Here is an 18,982-nt window from a genome sequence, read left to right as displayed (position 1 = left end):
TATACCACCTATTCAAAAACAATATTTGAAATCTGTCCATATTTATTTAAAATAAATTTGTCATAATCAGAGATTTCATTATAAATTTCACGTAATTTTTCATTACTTCTATTTAATTCTTCGTCAGAAATAGTATTAATACCATCCTTAAATTCAAAAATTTTAAATTCATCTCCTGAATTCAATTCTAAAATACGCTGAGTTTCTCCAATGGTATAAAAATTATTAGTCAACGTAATATATTCTATTCCCAAATCATACAAACTCTTTTCGGAATTATCATTAAAATCCTCTTTATTTAAATATAGTGAAACTAAAGCAGCTTTTTTATACTCTCTATCCTTGATTAATACGTTCATATCTTTTTCATCTAAAGTTTCATAATCACTTATAATTACTTGTCGAACTGAAGCCTTTCCTTCTTTATTAACATCTTTAAAACTATTATTTGAACATGAACTTAGAAGAAGAACAATTCCAAAAATCAAAAAAATATTTTTTATAAATTTACTCATAATTAAATGCTCCTTGGTCTTATTAAGACAAATCTATCATATGATTTAAAAGCATTTGAAAGTTTCTCATTTCTTCTACTGTACGTATGAGCAGAATAGGTAAATTCTTTTCCATCATTGCTGGTTATTATTATAGCATGTTTAGGAATATACTGATGTGAATTAACATCGTAGTTAGAAAGAATAACAACATCTCCTTTCCAAAACATACCTTTCTTTAACGCTCCATAAGTATCTTGTAGATAATCTTGAACTGAAGCTGTATAACTATCTACACCCTTTTTAGATCTCCAAAATCCTGTGAAGTTAATGACTTTCATCCATGGATCCCCTATTGACCAATATTTTGAAAAATCTATACCTGGATATATGGTATCCATTCCTGTTTTTAATTTTTGACAGTACCAACTTTCTCTCATTCCTACTCCACCTTGTCTTATAGTAATAGAAGCAAAATTTGTGCAATCTCCTCCATGTCCTAATACGTTTTTAAAATAAGGAAAAGATGCATATTTTTCTGTAAAAGCATTAGCACTAGCCCAATTTGCCGCTACAGTACCATTATAATTAACTTTTGCACTCGTAAAATATGGTGTTTTGGATTTTGAATGTAAAATTTGTCTGGACAACTCTTCATCTATAATTTCATAATAAAAAGAAACATAAGTTTGAATGTTTTTCAACTCTTCTTCAGAAAAATTTTCAATATTTTCCAATAATAATACTACAATTTTATTTAATTCATCTCTCTCAATTGGCTTATTATTTAAATCATATTCAAAAACTCTATTTACTGATTTGTCCACATCTATTTTTCTAATTATTTTGTTTACATTATACAATGATTCAAATATTTGAGAATACAGCTCACTATCATTAGAAAAATCTTCATTTGAGTTAGTAGTTTTCAAGTCTGCATTAGTATTATTTACTAAAATATACTTTACAGCAGTTTCAATTTCTCCGTTCTCTATTAATTTGTTTATATTAGCGTCTTTAAAATCAATATAATTTGAAGAATCACCGTTTTTATATTCTGCTTTTACATTGCTATTAAATAACATTACACTAATAAGTGCGACTATTAATAAGAATTTATAGTTTTTCATATTTCTCACATCTCCTTAATACAATTAAATATTTCTATTCTACATATCCATCGTAATTACTCAACAAAAATCTTGTTTTTCATTTATTAGTTTTATTATATAACCTAATCATTTAATTGTCAATTAAATCAATCTCTAATAAATGGAAGTGTATTCTTTTAGAAAGATTATTATTTTATTCGAGAAATTCTATTATATCTTTTATCATTTCAGTTCTAATATCGTAGTCCACAAAGCTGTGGTCAGCGCCTTCAATTATTTTTAATATGGCTTCTTCTCCAAAGGAAGTCTTGGTGTCCTCACAAATCTCTCTCGTTATAATTGGATCTTTGTCCCCCAACATAATAAGCACCGGATTTTTATATTCCTTCGCCTTTTCAATTGGATGATACTTCTTTAAGTCCTCCATGAACTCTCTCTTTACAAGCATACCAAGATGTTTATAGCTGTCCACTTTTCTATTTTCTTTTCTATCAAACTCACTAATCTTATCTTCAATTAGGTCCAGCATATTATTTGCCGGCGCCAGTAACACCATCTTGTCTGGATTATATTTTGACGCAGTAAGAGTTGCAATAAGTCCACCCATGCTATGGCCCATAATATAAATTTCATTGTCCTTTGCTATGTCAAGACCATTAATATAGTTCATAATGCAGTCAAGATCCGCTATTTCTGAGCTAAGAGTCATGTCGCTAAAGTCCCCTTCCGATTCTCCAGATCCAGTAAAGTCAAATCTAAACACCTTGTAGCCCCTCTTTACAAACTCTCTGCTCATGCGAGCATAGAAAAAGGAATTTCCAAGTTTATTTCCCGTAAAGCCATGTAGAATTAAAATAATCTTTTTGTTGTCAAGTTCTCCGTTATAATTTAATACGCCACGAATTTTTAAATCATCTTTGTTTTTGATTTCAATAAATTTATATTCCATATTGCCCTCCATTAAATGTTATTTATATTATAACAAAATATTTTTTTATATTGTTTGATTTTTATTTAATTAGGGTATATCTAAGATACAATAAAAGCTTTAGAAGCGTAATTCCAATGAATAATAATAATTTTTGACTATTAAATAATTATTAATAGCATTATAGGAGGCATATTATGAAAACTAAAAGAATTGTATGGTACTTAGGTATAGTCCTTATTATTTTTCTGATATTTGCAATAACTGTAGGCGAATACTATGGATGGGCTTCTATAAGAATTTCTGGTGAATTACCTGAAACAGTTATTATTAAAAATTCAGATAAAGAACTTTCAAGTTTTTTCATATCTAATAAAACTTGGATAAAATCTATTGGAAAATGGCTTATACAATTAGCATTTATTACTCCATTTGTTATTTCTTTAGTTTTTGTATATGGAATACTTGCAAAAATAAGTCTCCCAGAATATTTAATAAGCTCAGCGGCAATACTTGGACCAAGAATATTTACTTATTTTTTACTAAGAGACTTTAATCCAGAAAATTTCATTTTAAGAGATCATCTTTTTTTAATCGGAAAATATTTAGGAGCCTATGTGCTAATTAGAATAATATATGAAATCTATTTGAAAAGTAAAAAAACAAAAATAACAGAAATAAAAAATTAAAATATATGGGGTGTGTCAGAATGATTAAATTCAGGCACACCCCTTACTCTATCTATTAATAAAATATTCTCTATACCAAATCAAGAATGCATAAACAGTCCAAATATATCTTTGGTTCATTGCCCTTTCATGGTAGTGGTCATCAAGTAACTTCACAAGGGCGTCGGTGTCAAAAAATTTCTTTGCCACATCAGAAGTAATCTCTTCCTTAACCATGTTGTAATACTTGTCCTCCCTTAACCAATATCTAATTGGTACAGGGAAACCAACTTTCTTTCTATTGGACCAGTCCGGTGGCATAACTTTTTCCGCCGCTTTTCGAAGGGCAATCTTAAAGTCGTCTCCGTCTATCTTGTAGTTGTCAGGAATTGACGCCGCCACTTCATAGACCTTTGGATCTAAGAAGGGAGTTCTAACTTCAAGACTTGAACATGAGCTCATCTTGTCTCCCTTTAGAAGAATATTTCCTGGAAGCCAATACTTCATATCAAGAAGTTGCATCTTTTGTAATTTAGTCTTACCTTGAACGCTTTTATAAAATCTCTTTGCCACATCAAATGGATTTTGAGCATCTCTGTACTCAGGTTTTAAAATTGCATCTGCATGTTCCGGTTCAAATACCTTTGCTTGACCTATAAACTCTTCATGTAACTCAGATCCACCTTTAATCAAGAACTTTCTAGCTCTACCATTTTTCATATTAAGAGCTCTTTTTCTTAAGAAATGTCTTAATCCAAATGGTAATTTTCTATACTTATGCATATTTGCAGTTTCGCCATAGCTGAAGTAGCCGCCGAAAAGTTCATCAGCACCTTCTCCAGAAAGCACTCCCTTCACATGTTCCCTTGCAAGTTTTGACAAAAAGTACATTGGAACAGCAGAAAGATTTGCGTGAGGCTCATCCATATAGTATTGAATTTGTGGAAGAGCGTCAAAACAGTCATCCGCATCAATTAGAACCTTGTAGTTTTGCTTTCCCTTTATTTCAGAAAGTTCCCTTGCCAAATCAGTTTCATTATAGTCCTTGTCATAATCCTTAAAACCTACGCTGAAAGTCTCGTCAGTTTGAGCAAGTGAAAAGATATATGAAGAGTCCACCCCACCGGATAGGAAACATCCAAGAGGAGAATGGCTTCTCTTATATAGGTCAACAGTTTCTTTAACAACATTTTCAACATCTTCCACATACTCATCTAAAGACTTGTTAGTTGGCTTCATATAAGGTTTAAAATACTGAACCTTTTCCATGTTGCCATCTTTAATCTTTAGATAGTGTCCAGCTTCAAGTTTGTATACGCCCTTAAAGAAAGTCTCTTCATAGGCAGAATACTCATTGGTCAAGAAAGGTTTTAGAGCCTTTTCATTAAATTCCTTGTTAAAGTTTGGATTTTTTAAAAAGGCCTTTATCTCAGAACCAAATAAAAACGAACCGTCCTTAGTGTTTTGTGTGTAGTACATTGGCTTGATTCCAAAGAAGTCCCTTGCAATGAAAAGTTCCTTCTCCTCCAAGTCCCACACAGAAAAGGCAAACATGCCCCTTAACTTATCTAAGACACCTTCCTTATATCTGTCGTAGCCCTTTAATAGAACTTCCGTATCGGTCTTAGTGTGAAAAGTATAACCTTCCTTAATAAGCTCTTGTCTTATTTCATCATGATTATAAATTTCTCCATTAAAACAAATTACCTTCTTCTTGTCATCAGTAAATAGAGGTTGCCTTCCATTTGGAGTTAAATCTAAAAAGGCAAGCCTTCTAAAACCAAAACCGATACTATCATCAGAAAAATATCCATCAGAGTCTGGACCCCTGTGCTGAATCTCTTCCGACATGACCTTTAGAAATTCATCATCTTCTTTAGTAAATGAATTTGGTTTATATATTCCAACGTAACCGCACATAATATCTCCTTAATACTTATTCTTATTAAATTATAAGGTTAAAATGGATAAAAATCAACGAAGGAAGAGATGTAGAGGGAAAGTTTTTATAAAACTTTCTATGAAAATTTTGTTTTTATTTTTTGTAGGGGTTCTCCCTACATGAAAATTCATGCTAAAGTTTCTTAATATTTTAATCTTTGGTATTTTACTCAATAACATTATTATTTCCAATATAGTGTTTATTTTTATTTTACCCAAGGTGAAAAAGGAACTGCTTTCTATCGTCCTATCCCCCTTGAACCCCCTTTACCTCCCAACGACTTGGGGATATCCCCAAGACCCCTTTGGAAAAGTGGAAGAAAATCTTTTTGGATTTTCTGCTTTTTTATTGTATTTTAGAGTTTTTTGCTCTCCTTAGTTATGTTATCTCTTCGATTTGTCATTCTGAGCTAAAATTTTTGCAAAGCAAAATTTGAAGTCGAAGAATCTCGTTTCACTTGCCGTCGGAAGACAACTCATTTTCTCCACATTTAATTTCATCAAAAAAACGGCACTCCTAAGAGTAAGCCGTCATTTTGATTTTAGTCTGTAACAGTAACTTTCTTTCTTTTATATCCCACATAGGCTACAGTCATTAATCCCGCTCCTATTATGGCGAATATAAGTGCACCTATACTACCAGTTCCTGGGTATAATCCTTTCTTGTTTTTTATTTCTATTGGATTAGTTGTTTCTCCCAAAGTAGTAAATGAATAAGAGTGGTCGACTTTTTTGTCTCCCTCTGTTCCTATTTGGAAAGTTCTGTCCTCTTTTATCTCGTCACTTATTACAATATTAGATTTAATATCTAATGTTGTGTCTAAAGCCAATGTTGAATACATTGATAGTTCAATTGTATTTTCTGATGTTATTGAATCACCAGTTTTTCTTTCCAATTCTTTTACTAATTCATAAAGGTCAATGGTTATTGTTCCTTTATTATTTGTATAGTCTTTACCTGCATCAAGAGTGTAAATCTTAGTACGAGAGCTTTGATTATTCTTATTTACCAATTTAGCACTTATAGTTATTCCATCACTTGATAAATTATTTTTTGCTTTAAAGTCATTATCTAAAGGCAAGCCTGATAATGTGATTTTTGATTTATCTTGTTCATAAGTGATTTTTTCATGAGCATTATTAAATCTCATTGTTATGTCAGTTCCATAAACATCATTCAAAGTGTCATTAGAATAATCCCAACTTTTTGTCTTTGAAACGTCCAGCTCAGTCTTATACTTATAAGTTTGAACTACACCATCTAATACTGCAAACTCTTTTACAATCTTTCTTGGATTAATATATCCTTCTGGTGCCTTCACTTCTTTAAGTGCATAGTAACCTGGTTCATAGAATTTAAATTTAACTATACCATCTTTATCTGTAGTAAAAGTTTTAACTTCAGTATATCCTTTTGGAGCTTCTGTGCCCGCTTTTATAACTAATTTATTACCTGAATCATCTTGGTACAATTTTAGTTTATCATTAGTGTATTCACCATTCTTCTCAACCTTATACCAAACTTCGAATTCTGCTCCTTCAAGAACAGTTTTGTCAGTTGCATCAACTTTCTTAAACTCAATTTCTTCTTCTTTTCTGTTGACTATTGAAATTGTAGCTCCTCCAATATCTTCTTTTGTTGTAGTTTTTCCGTCAGAAGATGTAACATTTCTGGTTATTTTTCCATTCTTATCAACTGCAAATTCTATTATAGGGTTTGGAGCTATCTTGTAACCAGATGGTGCTTCTATCTCTATTAGTTGGTACTTTCCAGGTCTTAGCTTAGTAAAACTAAATACTCCATCTGCACCTGTCGTTATATCTTGGCCTAACTTAGTCCAAGTATCAGTGTCTTTAGCTCTGTATTCAAGTTTAAACTTAGCTCCCGCAAGGGCTTTACCATTTTGATCAACCTTATTAAAAGTAATTTTGTTTTCAGGGTTGACTACTCTAATTTCAAGTTCTGCTTTTGCTGTTGCTTCATTTCTAAAGTAACGAACTGAATTTCTTCTAAAGGCATAGCTTGGTGTATATCCTTCATTATATTTGTACATAGTAGCATTAGAGTTGTATTCAGTTTTATCTGTACCAGTTGCTCTTCCTGTTACTTTAACAATATATGAATCTTTTTCTGTCATTCCCGATCCAAAATATGGTCCAGCTTTTTCGCCCTTCTTGAATGTTTGGAAAGATCTTAGTAATTTAAACTCTGAAAGATTTGAACTGTTTTCATCTACTCCAAAAGATTCTGGCATATCTTTTTCTACATTAGAATTATCAACTAAACGACTGACACTAATATTTAAATTATCTATATCTCTGTCTGCTTCGTATAATAATTCTATAGGACCAGTGGAGTTCTCTTTTAATCTATTTACATAATAGTATTGTAAAAACTCACCGGTATTTGGATCGTACTTAACAATTTTTGATTCAAGATTGATATTATTTCCAAAACCATCGTCTTGCTTTGCATATAGCAAATCATAAACAACCTTAACATCTTTGTATTGACTTTTATCTTCACCTAATCTAAATCCAACTTTTTGCTTAGTAAGTCCATCTGACTTTTTAACCTTGTATAGATCTATAAAGGCAGTGAGTTTGTTTGAAAAATCCACTAAGGTATAGGTCTTTGCATAGTTTGTGAAAGTATAGGTTATAGTTCTTTCTTTCCTATTATAATCAGCCTTTGCTATTGTACCTACACCTGGTGCTAAAATATCCAGATTTTCAATTTCTTTTTCGAAGATTCCATTAAGATCTATATTGTCACTCATCTTTAGAGTGAAATAATCTCCAGGATTGATTTTAGTATCAGGAGCTAATTTGAATTTGTTTTCAAATTCAATACTCTCACCAAAGTGAGGATGAATTTCATCATTTTCTGTTATATCTGTGCTGGTTTTTTCATCAGGATTTAGCACTGATACTTTTTCTGTTTTTAGACTAATCTTATTTGTTAAGTCTACTCCTGTTCTTTCAACTGGTTCACTGTATGGGTCAAGATCCTTACCACCTACTGTGAAGTTCCAAACTTGGTTAGTGTTTTCATAACCATTTGGAGATTTAGTTTCTTCAAGTCTGTAGTTACCTATTTGAAGCTTATCAAATGTCAATGTTCCGTCAGTTCCAACAGTACCAGGTTTTACTTGTCCATTAGAAAGATTTGTTAATTTAAACACTGCTCCTGGCAAAAGTCCTGAAGCCTTTAATAAATTACCATCTTGGTCTACCTTCTTTATGGTTATACTACCTTCACCTGGTTTTTCGTTGATAATCTTACCCATGTTCTTAGCAGTAGCACTTGTTACGTAGTCTATTAGTCTACCGTCTTCTTCGTTAGTTGATTTTTCTGGAACATATTGGTAAACACCATTTGCCTTGTCATACTCAAGGGATATATATCCACTTGAATCTGGTACAATTTTTATCTGGTTAATAGCATAGTCTTCTTTTGCACCTGGAACGGTTAACTTATTTAGTGGAACTCGTTTTGTATCATCTGTCGGATCAACAATCTGAGCTTTTTCTATATTAATCTTCTTCGAATCAATATTTTTTATTAACACGGTTTTGGTGTTATCCTCTGGATCTACCATTGATAAGTCAGATAGATTATACACAGTGTCATTTCCAGGGAATTTGACTTTTATAGTTTTTATATCTACTACGTTACCAGTTACTGGGTGAACTATCTTACCTGAGTTTGTAGTTATAGTTTCTACTGTGAAGTAAAGTAGTGGATCTGTTATTGGTACATATCCTTCTGGTGATTTAACTTCAATTAATCTATAACGACCTGGTTTTAGTCCTCTAAATCCAAAGTATCCGTTAAAGGCTGAGGCTACAAATGAACCTGGAATATCTTCATAAGTTATTCCCGTATCTTCTTGAAGTTTAAATATACCACCTTCAAGTCTGTTATTTGTAACTGCTTCACTATTTATATCATCAGTTGCATTATCACGTCCATGTTTTGAGAAAGTTATGTTATAAGTTTCTTCATCATTTTGTATAGTCATACCATCTTGTGGTATTGCGTTTGTAGTGTCTGATGAATATAGTGAACTTATATCGATACTTGTTTGAACTCTGGTCTTAGTTGCATCTCCGTCAAGAGGAGGATATATTCGTCCACCTTCTTTTCCAATCCATAGTGGATACTTAGCTCCTGGTGGAGTTACTTTTCCTTCAGCAGTTGGAACATTTTCTCCTTTGGCATTCTTTTCAACATATCCAAGTTCGATGTTACCATCAAGATACGAACCACCATTTTCCTCATTATAAATTATTTCATCGCCATTTTTACCTTTGACTTGTTGGAATTTTCTCTCTCCATCATAGAAGTCTATATTTAGATCAAGTTTACCTAAGTCTTCAGCTGGAATAGTATTTTTGCCTTGCTTACTATCATAACCTGTGATTATAGCATCATCATAGAAACCTTCCACATCTATATAATAGACTCCCTTGTCAAGGTTTAGTAAGTCTTCGTCAAATCCCCAGTCAAATGGTCTCCACCTTGCTGTATTTATCATTGATACTTTTGGTTTTGATAGGTCGTAATATCTTAAAATTTCATCTACATCAGGATTTTCTTCTGCTCCTGATATTTTGTAGGTTGACCTATAGGCAGTCTTAACACCTTCAACATTTGTCACTGGCAATCTTCCTGGTGCATCTGTTTCATCTCTCTTATGTTTAGGAGTGATTTGAACATTAATCTTTTCAGCAGTACCAGTGTACCCTCTTGTATCAATATAGATTCTTTGGATATATGTCTTTGATTCAGTATTAATATAGGTTAATCTTGCCTTATACTTAATTCCATTTGCTGTAGTTGTAATATCATTTTTGTCATTTGCCTTGTTGGAATTTAGAAGTCCTGCTGGAGTATCTTCTGGTCCTGTATATTTTGCTTTAAGTTGACCATCTTCTTGATATACTTCTACCTTCCAAGGAGCCTGAGCTGCTTTGTATCCAGATGGTGATTTTGTTTCTGTTAGTAAATAGTGTCCAACAGGTAGACTTACAATATTACCATCTTTATCTCTAAATTCTACAACACCATCTTCATTAGATATTCCAGTTGCTTTTGTAAAGGTATCATCTAATTCTTTATAAGTTTCGTCCTTGTATTTTTCAATAGCAAACTCTGCATCTGGTAGTCTTCTGTTCAAGTAGTTTACTTTAAATACTTTTAAATCAAGACCTGTTTGCTTGTTGGTGATTTGTGCAGCACTACCATCAGGAATTTCAATTTCGTCTTGTCCTGGTTGGTCCTCAATCTTTTTAAAAGTTGCAGAAACTGTTGCGTCACCTTTTGGCATTGTGAACTTGTACTTACCATCGGCATCAACTATTAGAGCTTGTTCATTCATTGTCACACTATCAACTTCATAACCATCGTCAGGTGTAACAGTTAAAGTAACTACTTCATTTTCTTCTGCACTATTTTTATCAGGCTTTACAGAACCATTTGTTGTTTGGTTAACTGTAATATTGTATTTTTCTGCTGGTTTAACTTTGAATGTAACATCAACTACAACATTGTCTGCTGGCATTACAAAAGTATTTCCTGTAACAGGTACTGCTCCTGAACCACTGTTTACCTTAATGGTATCTACCATATATCCAGTCTCTGGAATTGCTGTTATTGTTACTGTATCCCCATATTTTGCAGTATCTGGTACTTGCACAACCCCGTGTTGTGGAGTTTGGTAGCTTATAGCATAACTTTCTTCTGTAAATAAAGCTGAAACTTTAACATTATGTTCAAGCATATTGAATATATATTTGTTTTCATTGACACTTGTAGTTACATCTTTACCATCAACTTTCAATTCTTGAAGTTTATAGCCTTGCTTTGGATTAACAGTTAATACAACTTGTTCACCTTCACTTATATCTGATGCTTTGTTAGCTGTTACATTTCCATTTAGTGATGGTTCAATTTCTAATGAATAAGTTTGCTTTTTATTAATCAATGTATCACTACTATAAGATTGAGCTCCCCATACTCCAGGTCCAGCATACATTCCCATTCCTTCATCATAAAAATTCATTCCTAATCCGAAGGCTTTTGTAGGATCATAGTTAGTTACAATTTCTACCAAAATTGGAGTATTGATTCTACTTGCAAATAAAGCTCTGGATGCATTTGGTTTTCCATCTTTTGGTTGACTTGCAAAATTATTATTTTTTATTTTAATATCTTTAGGAATGCCTATGATATTATTTAAAGTTGATCCCTTCCCTACAGCTTGAATTTTATAACTAATAATATCACTTGGATCCATAGATCTATCTTCAGGCTCTCTATGAATATCAAAACCAGTAGAGTTTAGGGAAAAGGAATTAACATTTATCAAGAATACTTGCTTGAATTGATGTGTTCCCTTGTTTATTTCAGTTATTTTTGTTTGTACATCATTATTTGATTTATCTGTTAAGCCTGATGTTATAGCAGGGTCAATAACTTCCCATACATCGGCAGCTCGTAATGGATTATCTGTATCAACTAATTGGTCACCTATTTCAAGACCACTATTTTCACTTGGCATATTAAGTGTTTTTAATAGTTCTCCTCTTAATGTGTTGGCAAATGTACTATTTTGTGTTGCCTTAGCTTCAACAATAGATACTTTTTCGCCATCACTACTCTTAATATAAGCTCTTCCATCACTTGTAATTCTTACCACCCAAGTTGTATCTGTTTTTTCGTAGCCTGGTGCTGGTTCAATTTCTTCTAATTTATATGTTCCAGGTTTAAGTCCATCGAAAGAAATCATTCCATCTTTTCCAGTAGTCATAGTTCTTTCATCTTGACTTTCATCTGGTCCTGTTAGTTTGAAAACTGCACCTGGAATAACTGTAGTAGTTTCTCCGTCTTTAACTTTTTTAAGTTTAAAACCATAGGTTTTGGCTTCGTTTGTTACATCAAGAGAGTCTTTACCAATATACGAACCTGTAATCGTACCTTCTTCTGCTGCATATAAGTCACCTAATAATATGTCAGATACTCTTTCGTAGTAGTCACTCTTCCAATAGGTTATGCCACCTTCTCTCCAGTCCATGCCTGTACCTACGCCTTCATATTCTGATTTGTAAGGTACTTTGACATCTACTACTATTGGCGTGTTGGTAGCTGGTAAATTTAATTTTAATCTTGTTTCTCCAACATGAGATGTATCTTTAGATTTTGTTACAGTGTTTGTAATATCAGTTACATTGTAATCTGCAAGTCTTAAATCGGAAATTAGACCTGTTACTTTACCGTCGGTGTTGCCACCTTCTTTAGCTTCAAGAGTAAATACTTTGTATTCTTCATCGCCCTTGTACCAATCCATATTTGGATAATTTGGTTTTTCTCTATGAATTGTAGCTGTTGTAGTAGCATCAATATTTTTAGCTTCTGGGTTTAGTACATACCTTTGAATAACGTATTTTTTATCTTTATTTATAGCGATAATTCTTGTACCTAAGTGTTCGGCATTGGTACTATTAGCTGCCCATCCAGTTATTCTATTGTCAAAAGAGTCCCATCCAGTCTGAGTTCTTTCTTTGACATTAACTCTATATGTTCCAGGCTCTCCTAAAAGAGATTTTTCTTCATCGCCTGTACTCAATGAATAGTTATAAACTTTTTTATTTCCATCTTTATCTATTATAAGAACCCATTTTTTGTCGAGTTTCTTATAGCCATCTGGTGCATTAGTTTCTTCTATTATATAGGTTCCTTCTGTTAGGGCTTCATTAAATTCTACTATACCATTGGTCTTTGATGTGGCTGTTCCAACAGGAGTAGTTTCTCCTTGTTTTGTGATCGTAAAAGTTGCTCCTTGAAGTGGATTTCCACTTTCATCTTTTTTAAATACTTGGAATTTTTCTCCAACTTTCCTATTTGCCACTGGAATATTTATTATAAGGTCATTATTACCTGTATAGATATTTCCTGAGCCAAGTATAGATGTTTCTTCAATTCTTACATAGCCATTGTTATATACAATAACTTCCCACTTTTCATTTGTTCCAATATATCCTTCTGGAGCTTTAGTTTCTTTTAATGTATATCTACCTGGTGAAAGATTTGTAAATTCTACAAGTCCTTTAGAATCTGAAGTCTTGTAGATGGTCTTTCCGTTGGAATTAGTTAGTGCAAAAACTGCTCCTTGTAAAATAGCACCTGTGTTATCATCAGACTTTGTAATTTTAAACTGTCCTGGCGTGAACTTTTTGTTTATAATACCAACTACTTCTTTGTAGAATTTTGGTATCTCCCCGCCTGTTTGGTCAACATTTGAATAATTTTTGTTAGGTCCTGTTACAAAGGTTGATCTAAGGCTTGTATCTTGACCCATATAGAAAGCTCTCCAGTTTTCATTAAATTTCTTGATATCTGGAATCTTAAATGTTTGCTCTATTACATATCCTTCACGTCCAGGTGATATCCTTGGCATTGTTATCTTTAATGGGGATTTTTCTTGTAATACCGCATCCCTTGTTAACTCAGATGGATCATAAGTTAAATAAATGTTGTTAGAAGACGCTTCTTTGCCATAATCTGAATTAATTGTTGTTTCAAAGACCTTCCTATATGTGTTTGGATATTGGTCTGGTCTTATACCCATTGAAAGAGGCATAACATTACTTACTGTCTCTACAGTATCTACTGTTGCATTATTTCCTTTTCTATATTTTACCGTTCCCAAGTCTTTGTCTGTACGATACACCTTAACATTCTCTAACTCGAAAGCTGGTGTGTTACCATTGGCATTCCAATTATGTTGAATTTTATCGCTTTGGTAATTTGTTGACATCCAGTTAAAAGTTAGCTGTTTTGACGCACCTGTATAATTACCTAATGGGTTGTAATATGCAAGGGCTGTTACATACCAATCTCCATTATCCTTTTGATATACTTCTCTGAAATAATATAACTGACTAGGCACTGCTCCTGTTGGTTTATGAGCAAAATCTCTTTTTGCATCATATTCTCCATAGTAAGACAGCACATCAATTGTTTCAGTTTGGTTACTGTTAGGGTCTGTAATAGTTTGACCTGGAGCAACAACGTTAGTTATTTTATATGTGCCATGGGTTGGCGCATAGTATTTACTTGGAATCATACCAATTAGGTCAAGACTGATAGTAGTTTCGCCTTTGGTTGCATTTTCTGTAAATACATAGGTTAAAAGTTTAGTATTGTGATCAAAATATGGTTTAGCTATAACTTTTCCATCTTCAACTAAGTCAGGGAATTCTGTAAAGTATTGAGTGAAGTCAAGATTTTTATCAAATTGGATTTCAAATCTTGCTCCTGGTCCTTCAATATTTAGTCTTGCATCCAATTTGTATTTTAATGATTCAAGCTCATAGGCTTCCCACATTCCTGGATACTTTCCTCTCCCTGAGTCCTTTACATCCATATGTTGGTGAACTTCTTTGACTTCAACTTTTGAACCAGAGCTTGATTCTTCTCCCTGTTCTATAAAGTAGTCTTGTCCTGGAACTGGTGTACCAGATGATGTTTTAAATTTTGCCTTATAGGTCACTTCACCTTTTTCATTTACCGTTACTTCGAAGTAAACATCAGATTTTTCGTAACCTACTGGTGCAGTTTTTTCTTCCAAGTAATAGGTTCCTGGAGGGAAGTCTCCAAAACTTACATTTCCCTTGTCGTCAGTAAATTTATTTGCAATAGGATCTCCATTGACGTCTTTTAATACAAATTCTGCTCCTTGTAGTCTATCTCGTCTTTGGACTTTCTTTCCATCTACTTCTACTTCAGAGAATGTATTTGCAAATTTCGCAACTTCTATAGGGCTCTTTTCAAATGGATCGTTTGATATGGTTAGTGTTGGTGATCCATTTTCTTCTGAGTTAGTACTGATAGTTACAATTTCTTGAATTTTAGATTTTGCTGCTGTATCTGTATCTGATAACCAGTCATATGACAATACAGTTGAGTCCTTAGAAGCTCCTACATTTGCATTAACTTTAACTAAAAATCCCCAATCAGTTCCAAATCTATTTTCTGGCAAATAAATTTTATAGCCTGTTTTCCCAGTATATGGGTCCTTGAAATTTTCAGTTCCTGTAATAGCTCCGTTATTATTAGCTACCCCAGTAATGTCATTTCCAAGGTCAACTTTATCCATGGTTTGAGCTTCCATTTGACCTTTTATATAATCTCTATTATATGGATATACGTCATAAATTTTCACTTCAGAATTAGTTAAGTCAACTCCTGGAAGAACAATATCAAGTCTTGTGTCTCTATCAGTTCTACCACTTTCTCTTGGTGCATATGGTTTAAGGAAAATATAAAATTCTAAGTTTCCATTTTCATCCAGTTTCCCATAGTGCATTGTGTTCATGTAATCTGGCCAATTAGGATAGTCACTGTGTTGAACTATTTCTGTTTTACCTGAACCAGTTGAAAGTTTTGCATTTTCTCCAGTGACAGTTATCTCTCCTTGGTCTGATACGGTTATAGTTTTTTCATTATTATCTAACTTATAGCCCTCTGGAGCTTTGGTTTCTCTTAAATAATATTTTCCTGGTTTAATATTTCTAAAGGTCGCTTCCCCATTGGAGTCAGTTGTTATACTTACATTTGCTCCTAAAAGGTCAAAGTTTGCTCCAGATATTCTCTTTTCAGGATTATTGCTATCTACTTTCACGACTGTGAAGGTAGCTGGCTTTTTATCTGTTGACTCTTCTAAAGAGTTTTGAATGTAGTGGATTCGTGTGTCTGGTCTAAAATAATTAGCATTTTCGCTATATTTATATTCTTTGCCAGCTATGGTTACTTTTCCTTCTGGGAAAGTTTGACTTATTTTGTGATCTCTAAAGGTCGCATTTCCACTATCATCTACATCCCAATATCTTACATCTGGAACTGTGATAAGTCTTTGCTTACCTGTATCATCAGTAACTACTGGACCTTCATTAACTTTAGTTTCTGTTTTATTTCCGTTTTTATCCGTAACAGTAATAGTTTGTGCAGGCATTTTTTGTCCATTAGGTAAGTTCCAGTTTTGATTGATATGGATATCTTTATATTTAGATATTTCTACTCCTGATATGCTGGCCTCACCAGCTTGGTCTGGATTTGTAATATTTGTTTGGAATTCATAAACACCGATGTTACCTACTTCTTGAGATGTGTTAGGGTCTGTTTCTTTTGTTGGAATAGATGTTAAACCTGTTTTTTCAGCTTCTTTAACTACCATTTGACCTGTTTTGTCATCTATGCCATATACAACTCTCTTACCAGAATTTATAGTTTGATTTCCTATCAAATCTCTATCTTGTAAAGGAAGTCCTTTAACAACATCTTTTGAACTCACTCCATCTGTTATTGTCCATTCGGCTGTGGTATTTGTTGTGAATTTTCCTTGGATTGTCGTTCTATTATTTATACCAACACGAGTAGGAGTTGCTGCTTCAATTTTGTCTTGAGAGTATCCTTCGTCTATTACAGTTCTAACTGCTCCTTTTTTATTTTGCTTACTTAGTAGAGTAGAAACGTCTAACATGTAAGAGCCTTGAATATTTTTTACAGGTGTGTAGAAAGTATAGTTAGCATTTGCAGTATTTTTATTTATTGCATGGTGTTTAGAGTCTACTATTCCAGTAGAGCCATCAAGTTGGTCAATTACTTCATTATCTATGGATTCTCCATTTAATTTTAAATTTTGGATTTCACCAAGACCAGAACCCTTTACTGTGGTTAGGTTTAGTTTCATTCCAAAGTAGTCTTTTAAATCTTTATCACTGTCCATTGTAACTGACCAGTTAAATCCTTTGAGTTTTCCATTTTCTACAACAGGCTCGCCCCAAACATTCATGTCAAATTTGTAAGCTCCTCCAGAGCCGTCTACTATCTGTTGAACGTCATCTCTATCTGGTTCTATGATTGAACCTGCTAAGTTACCATTTTTATCAACCTTTTGTGGAACAAGATCCTTTGGTGCTTTAACTCCAAAACCTGAAATTTTATTTGTAACTGTAAATGTACCGTCATTACCTAAAACAATATTTTCCGGATTATAGTCTACAGGAATATTAAGAGGTATACTAATCTCTTCAGTAATATCTCTTTGTATTGTATACTTAATAGTATTTTCTGTAGCATCATATTCAGGTGTGGCTATAACATTGCCTTTATACTTTATTGGTTCTAAACCTGATGGATTATTTACTTTTAATTCCTTATCCAAGTGAATCATAAAGTATTGGTCTTTTTTTATTGGACCAACTACTGTTGATGTGTCAAAACGAGTCATTATAGTAAACTTCTTACCATCTAAATTTAAGTCGTTTCCTGCTCTTAGTGGAGAAAGTAGCATTTGTGGATTGAAATTACTATCAGCTTTTTTTTCTATTAATGCCTTGAATGCATCTTCATTATCTTCCATAAGCTTAATTTTATCTGCTTTGGAAAGTTCGTACTTTTCTTCGAAGCTTGTTAAAATATTTTGGATTTCTTCAAGACCATTGTTTTCATCTTTTAGAGCAGATTTAAGTTCTCTATCCGCTTTTTGAAGATCTGTTAGTCCAAGAAGTTTTTTTATTCCCTCAACTAATCCATTTTCTTCTTTATCTTCTTCACCAATAGAGTTCTTTTCTACTTCTTCTTTTGTGTCGTCAAAAGCTTTTTCAAATTCTTGAACCTTTTCTTTATTATCCTCAGATGTATTTATTTCTTGTTTTTTATCTTCTTTTATATTATCAGTTTCAATTGGAGAGGTTTTTCTATTTTCTTTTTTGTTTTCTTCTTTTTTATCTGTAGCTTCTGTAGATTCTGTTTCTTTTTCTTCTTCTACTATAGCTTTGCCAAGTTCTTCTGTTTCTGCTTCTTCTTTATCTTTTTCTAATGTAGTTATTTCTGTTAAAACTGTATTGTCTTCTTTTACCTTCTTTGATGAAATGGTAAAGATGTATTTGTATCCGGGATATAGTTCTGCTATGTTTAGTGAAGTGACTTTGTTTTTGTTTTGGTGTCCTTCTTCTAAAGCTTCTGTTAAGACTTCTTCTACTGTAAGTGTGTCTTCGTCTTCTTCTCCGGTGTAAACTTTTTCCACTTTTGTTATGTCAAGGTCTTTTATGTCTTTTTCTCCCTTGAAGGTTAGTAATATGTCTTCAAGGTCTTTTAGACTGTTTACAAAGATTTCTTTTGTTAGTTGTTCTTCTTTGTCTCTTTTTAGTGTAATGTTTTCATTCTTTGTGCTTTCGTATTTGTTTTCTATGTCGTTTATTACTATTGGTATTGAAAGCTCTTTGTAGTCCTTGTAGTTTATTTTTTGTTGACTTTTTGTTGGATTTAGTTCTTTTGTTTCTTTGTTTTGTAAATCTTTGTAGTCTTGTCTATATCTTTCTACAAGTTCTGTTATTTCTTCTATGTTGGAGAAGTCTTCTACTTCGTCTCCTCTAACAAGTAAAACTTTTCCTTCTTCGTCTTTTTCTACAAAGGTGTATTCTCTTAAGTCAAAGTCTTCTTGTGAACTTATGACGTATGGTCCTCTTAGAAAGGCAAAACTGTTATCTTCTAACTGTTCTATATATGCCTGTTCTAATGGGCTTAGTTCTTCTTTTATGGCAGGATCAATTACCCCTTCTTTGGAATGGGTTTCTTTTTTCACTTCCTGCGTCTTTACTTCTTTTGGCAAGTCATTGGTGTTTTGAACTGCCATTACTGGTTGAACTAATACTTGCATTACAAGTAATAAGCTTAGTAGGCCTGATGATATTCGCCTAAGTATTTTCCTGTCCATGTCTCCTCCTGAAATATCTTTAATTATAGATTTTAATCTAATTATAAAAAATTGA

General features: G+C 32.9%; 6 protein-coding genes. 1 reads left to right on the top strand and 5 read right to left on the bottom strand.

The window, feature by feature from the left end; genetic code table 11:
- Window positions 1–8 precede the first annotated feature (8 nt).
- From BN2746_RS04840 to BN2746_RS04830, 3 genes are all read right to left on the bottom strand, one after another.
- Complete coding sequence (locus tag BN2746_RS04840) at window positions 9–515, bottom strand: hypothetical protein (protein ID WP_055078707.1); 507 nt, start codon at window positions 513–515, stop codon at window positions 9–11.
- Window positions 516–517: 2 nt separating this feature from the next.
- Window positions 518–1,624: an amidase domain-containing protein gene (locus tag BN2746_RS04835; protein ID WP_055078706.1), complete on the bottom strand. Its 1,107-nt coding sequence runs from the start codon at window positions 1,622–1,624 to the stop codon at window positions 518–520.
- 175 nt (window positions 1,625–1,799) lie between these two features.
- Window positions 1,800–2,555, bottom strand: a complete 756-nt coding sequence (locus BN2746_RS04830; protein ID WP_055078705.1) for an alpha/beta hydrolase — start codon at window positions 2,553–2,555, stop codon at window positions 1,800–1,802.
- Window positions 2,556–2,731: 176 nt separating this feature from the next.
- Here BN2746_RS04830 and BN2746_RS04825 point away from each other — a divergent pair, with 176 nt between their 5' ends.
- On the top strand, window positions 2,732–3,223 hold the full coding sequence (locus tag BN2746_RS04825; RefSeq protein WP_055078704.1) for a hypothetical protein: 492 nt from the start codon (window positions 2,732–2,734) through the stop codon (window positions 3,221–3,223).
- Between the two features lie 48 nt (window positions 3,224–3,271).
- Here the strand turns inward: BN2746_RS04825 and asnB are convergent, their stop codons facing one another.
- Both asnB and BN2746_RS09240 read right to left on the bottom strand, forming a co-directional pair.
- On the bottom strand, window positions 3,272–5,122 hold the full coding sequence (asnB, locus tag BN2746_RS04820; RefSeq protein ID WP_055078703.1) for an asparagine synthase (glutamine-hydrolyzing): 1,851 nt from the start codon (window positions 5,120–5,122) through the stop codon (window positions 3,272–3,274).
- A 563-nt stretch (window positions 5,123–5,685) separates the two neighbouring features.
- Window positions 5,686–18,927, bottom strand: coding sequence for a SpaA isopeptide-forming pilin-related protein (locus BN2746_RS09240; protein ID WP_055078702.1), 13,242 nt, complete (start codon window positions 18,925–18,927; stop codon window positions 5,686–5,688).
- Window positions 18,928–18,982 lie beyond the last annotated feature (55 nt).

Source organism: Lagierella massiliensis (assembly GCF_001407835.1).
Classification (GTDB): domain Bacteria; phylum Bacillota; class Clostridia; order Tissierellales; family Peptoniphilaceae; genus Mediannikoviicoccus; species Mediannikoviicoccus massiliensis.
Note: the sequence above shows the minus strand (reverse complement) of the source record. Positions and strands in the feature narration are given on the sequence as shown.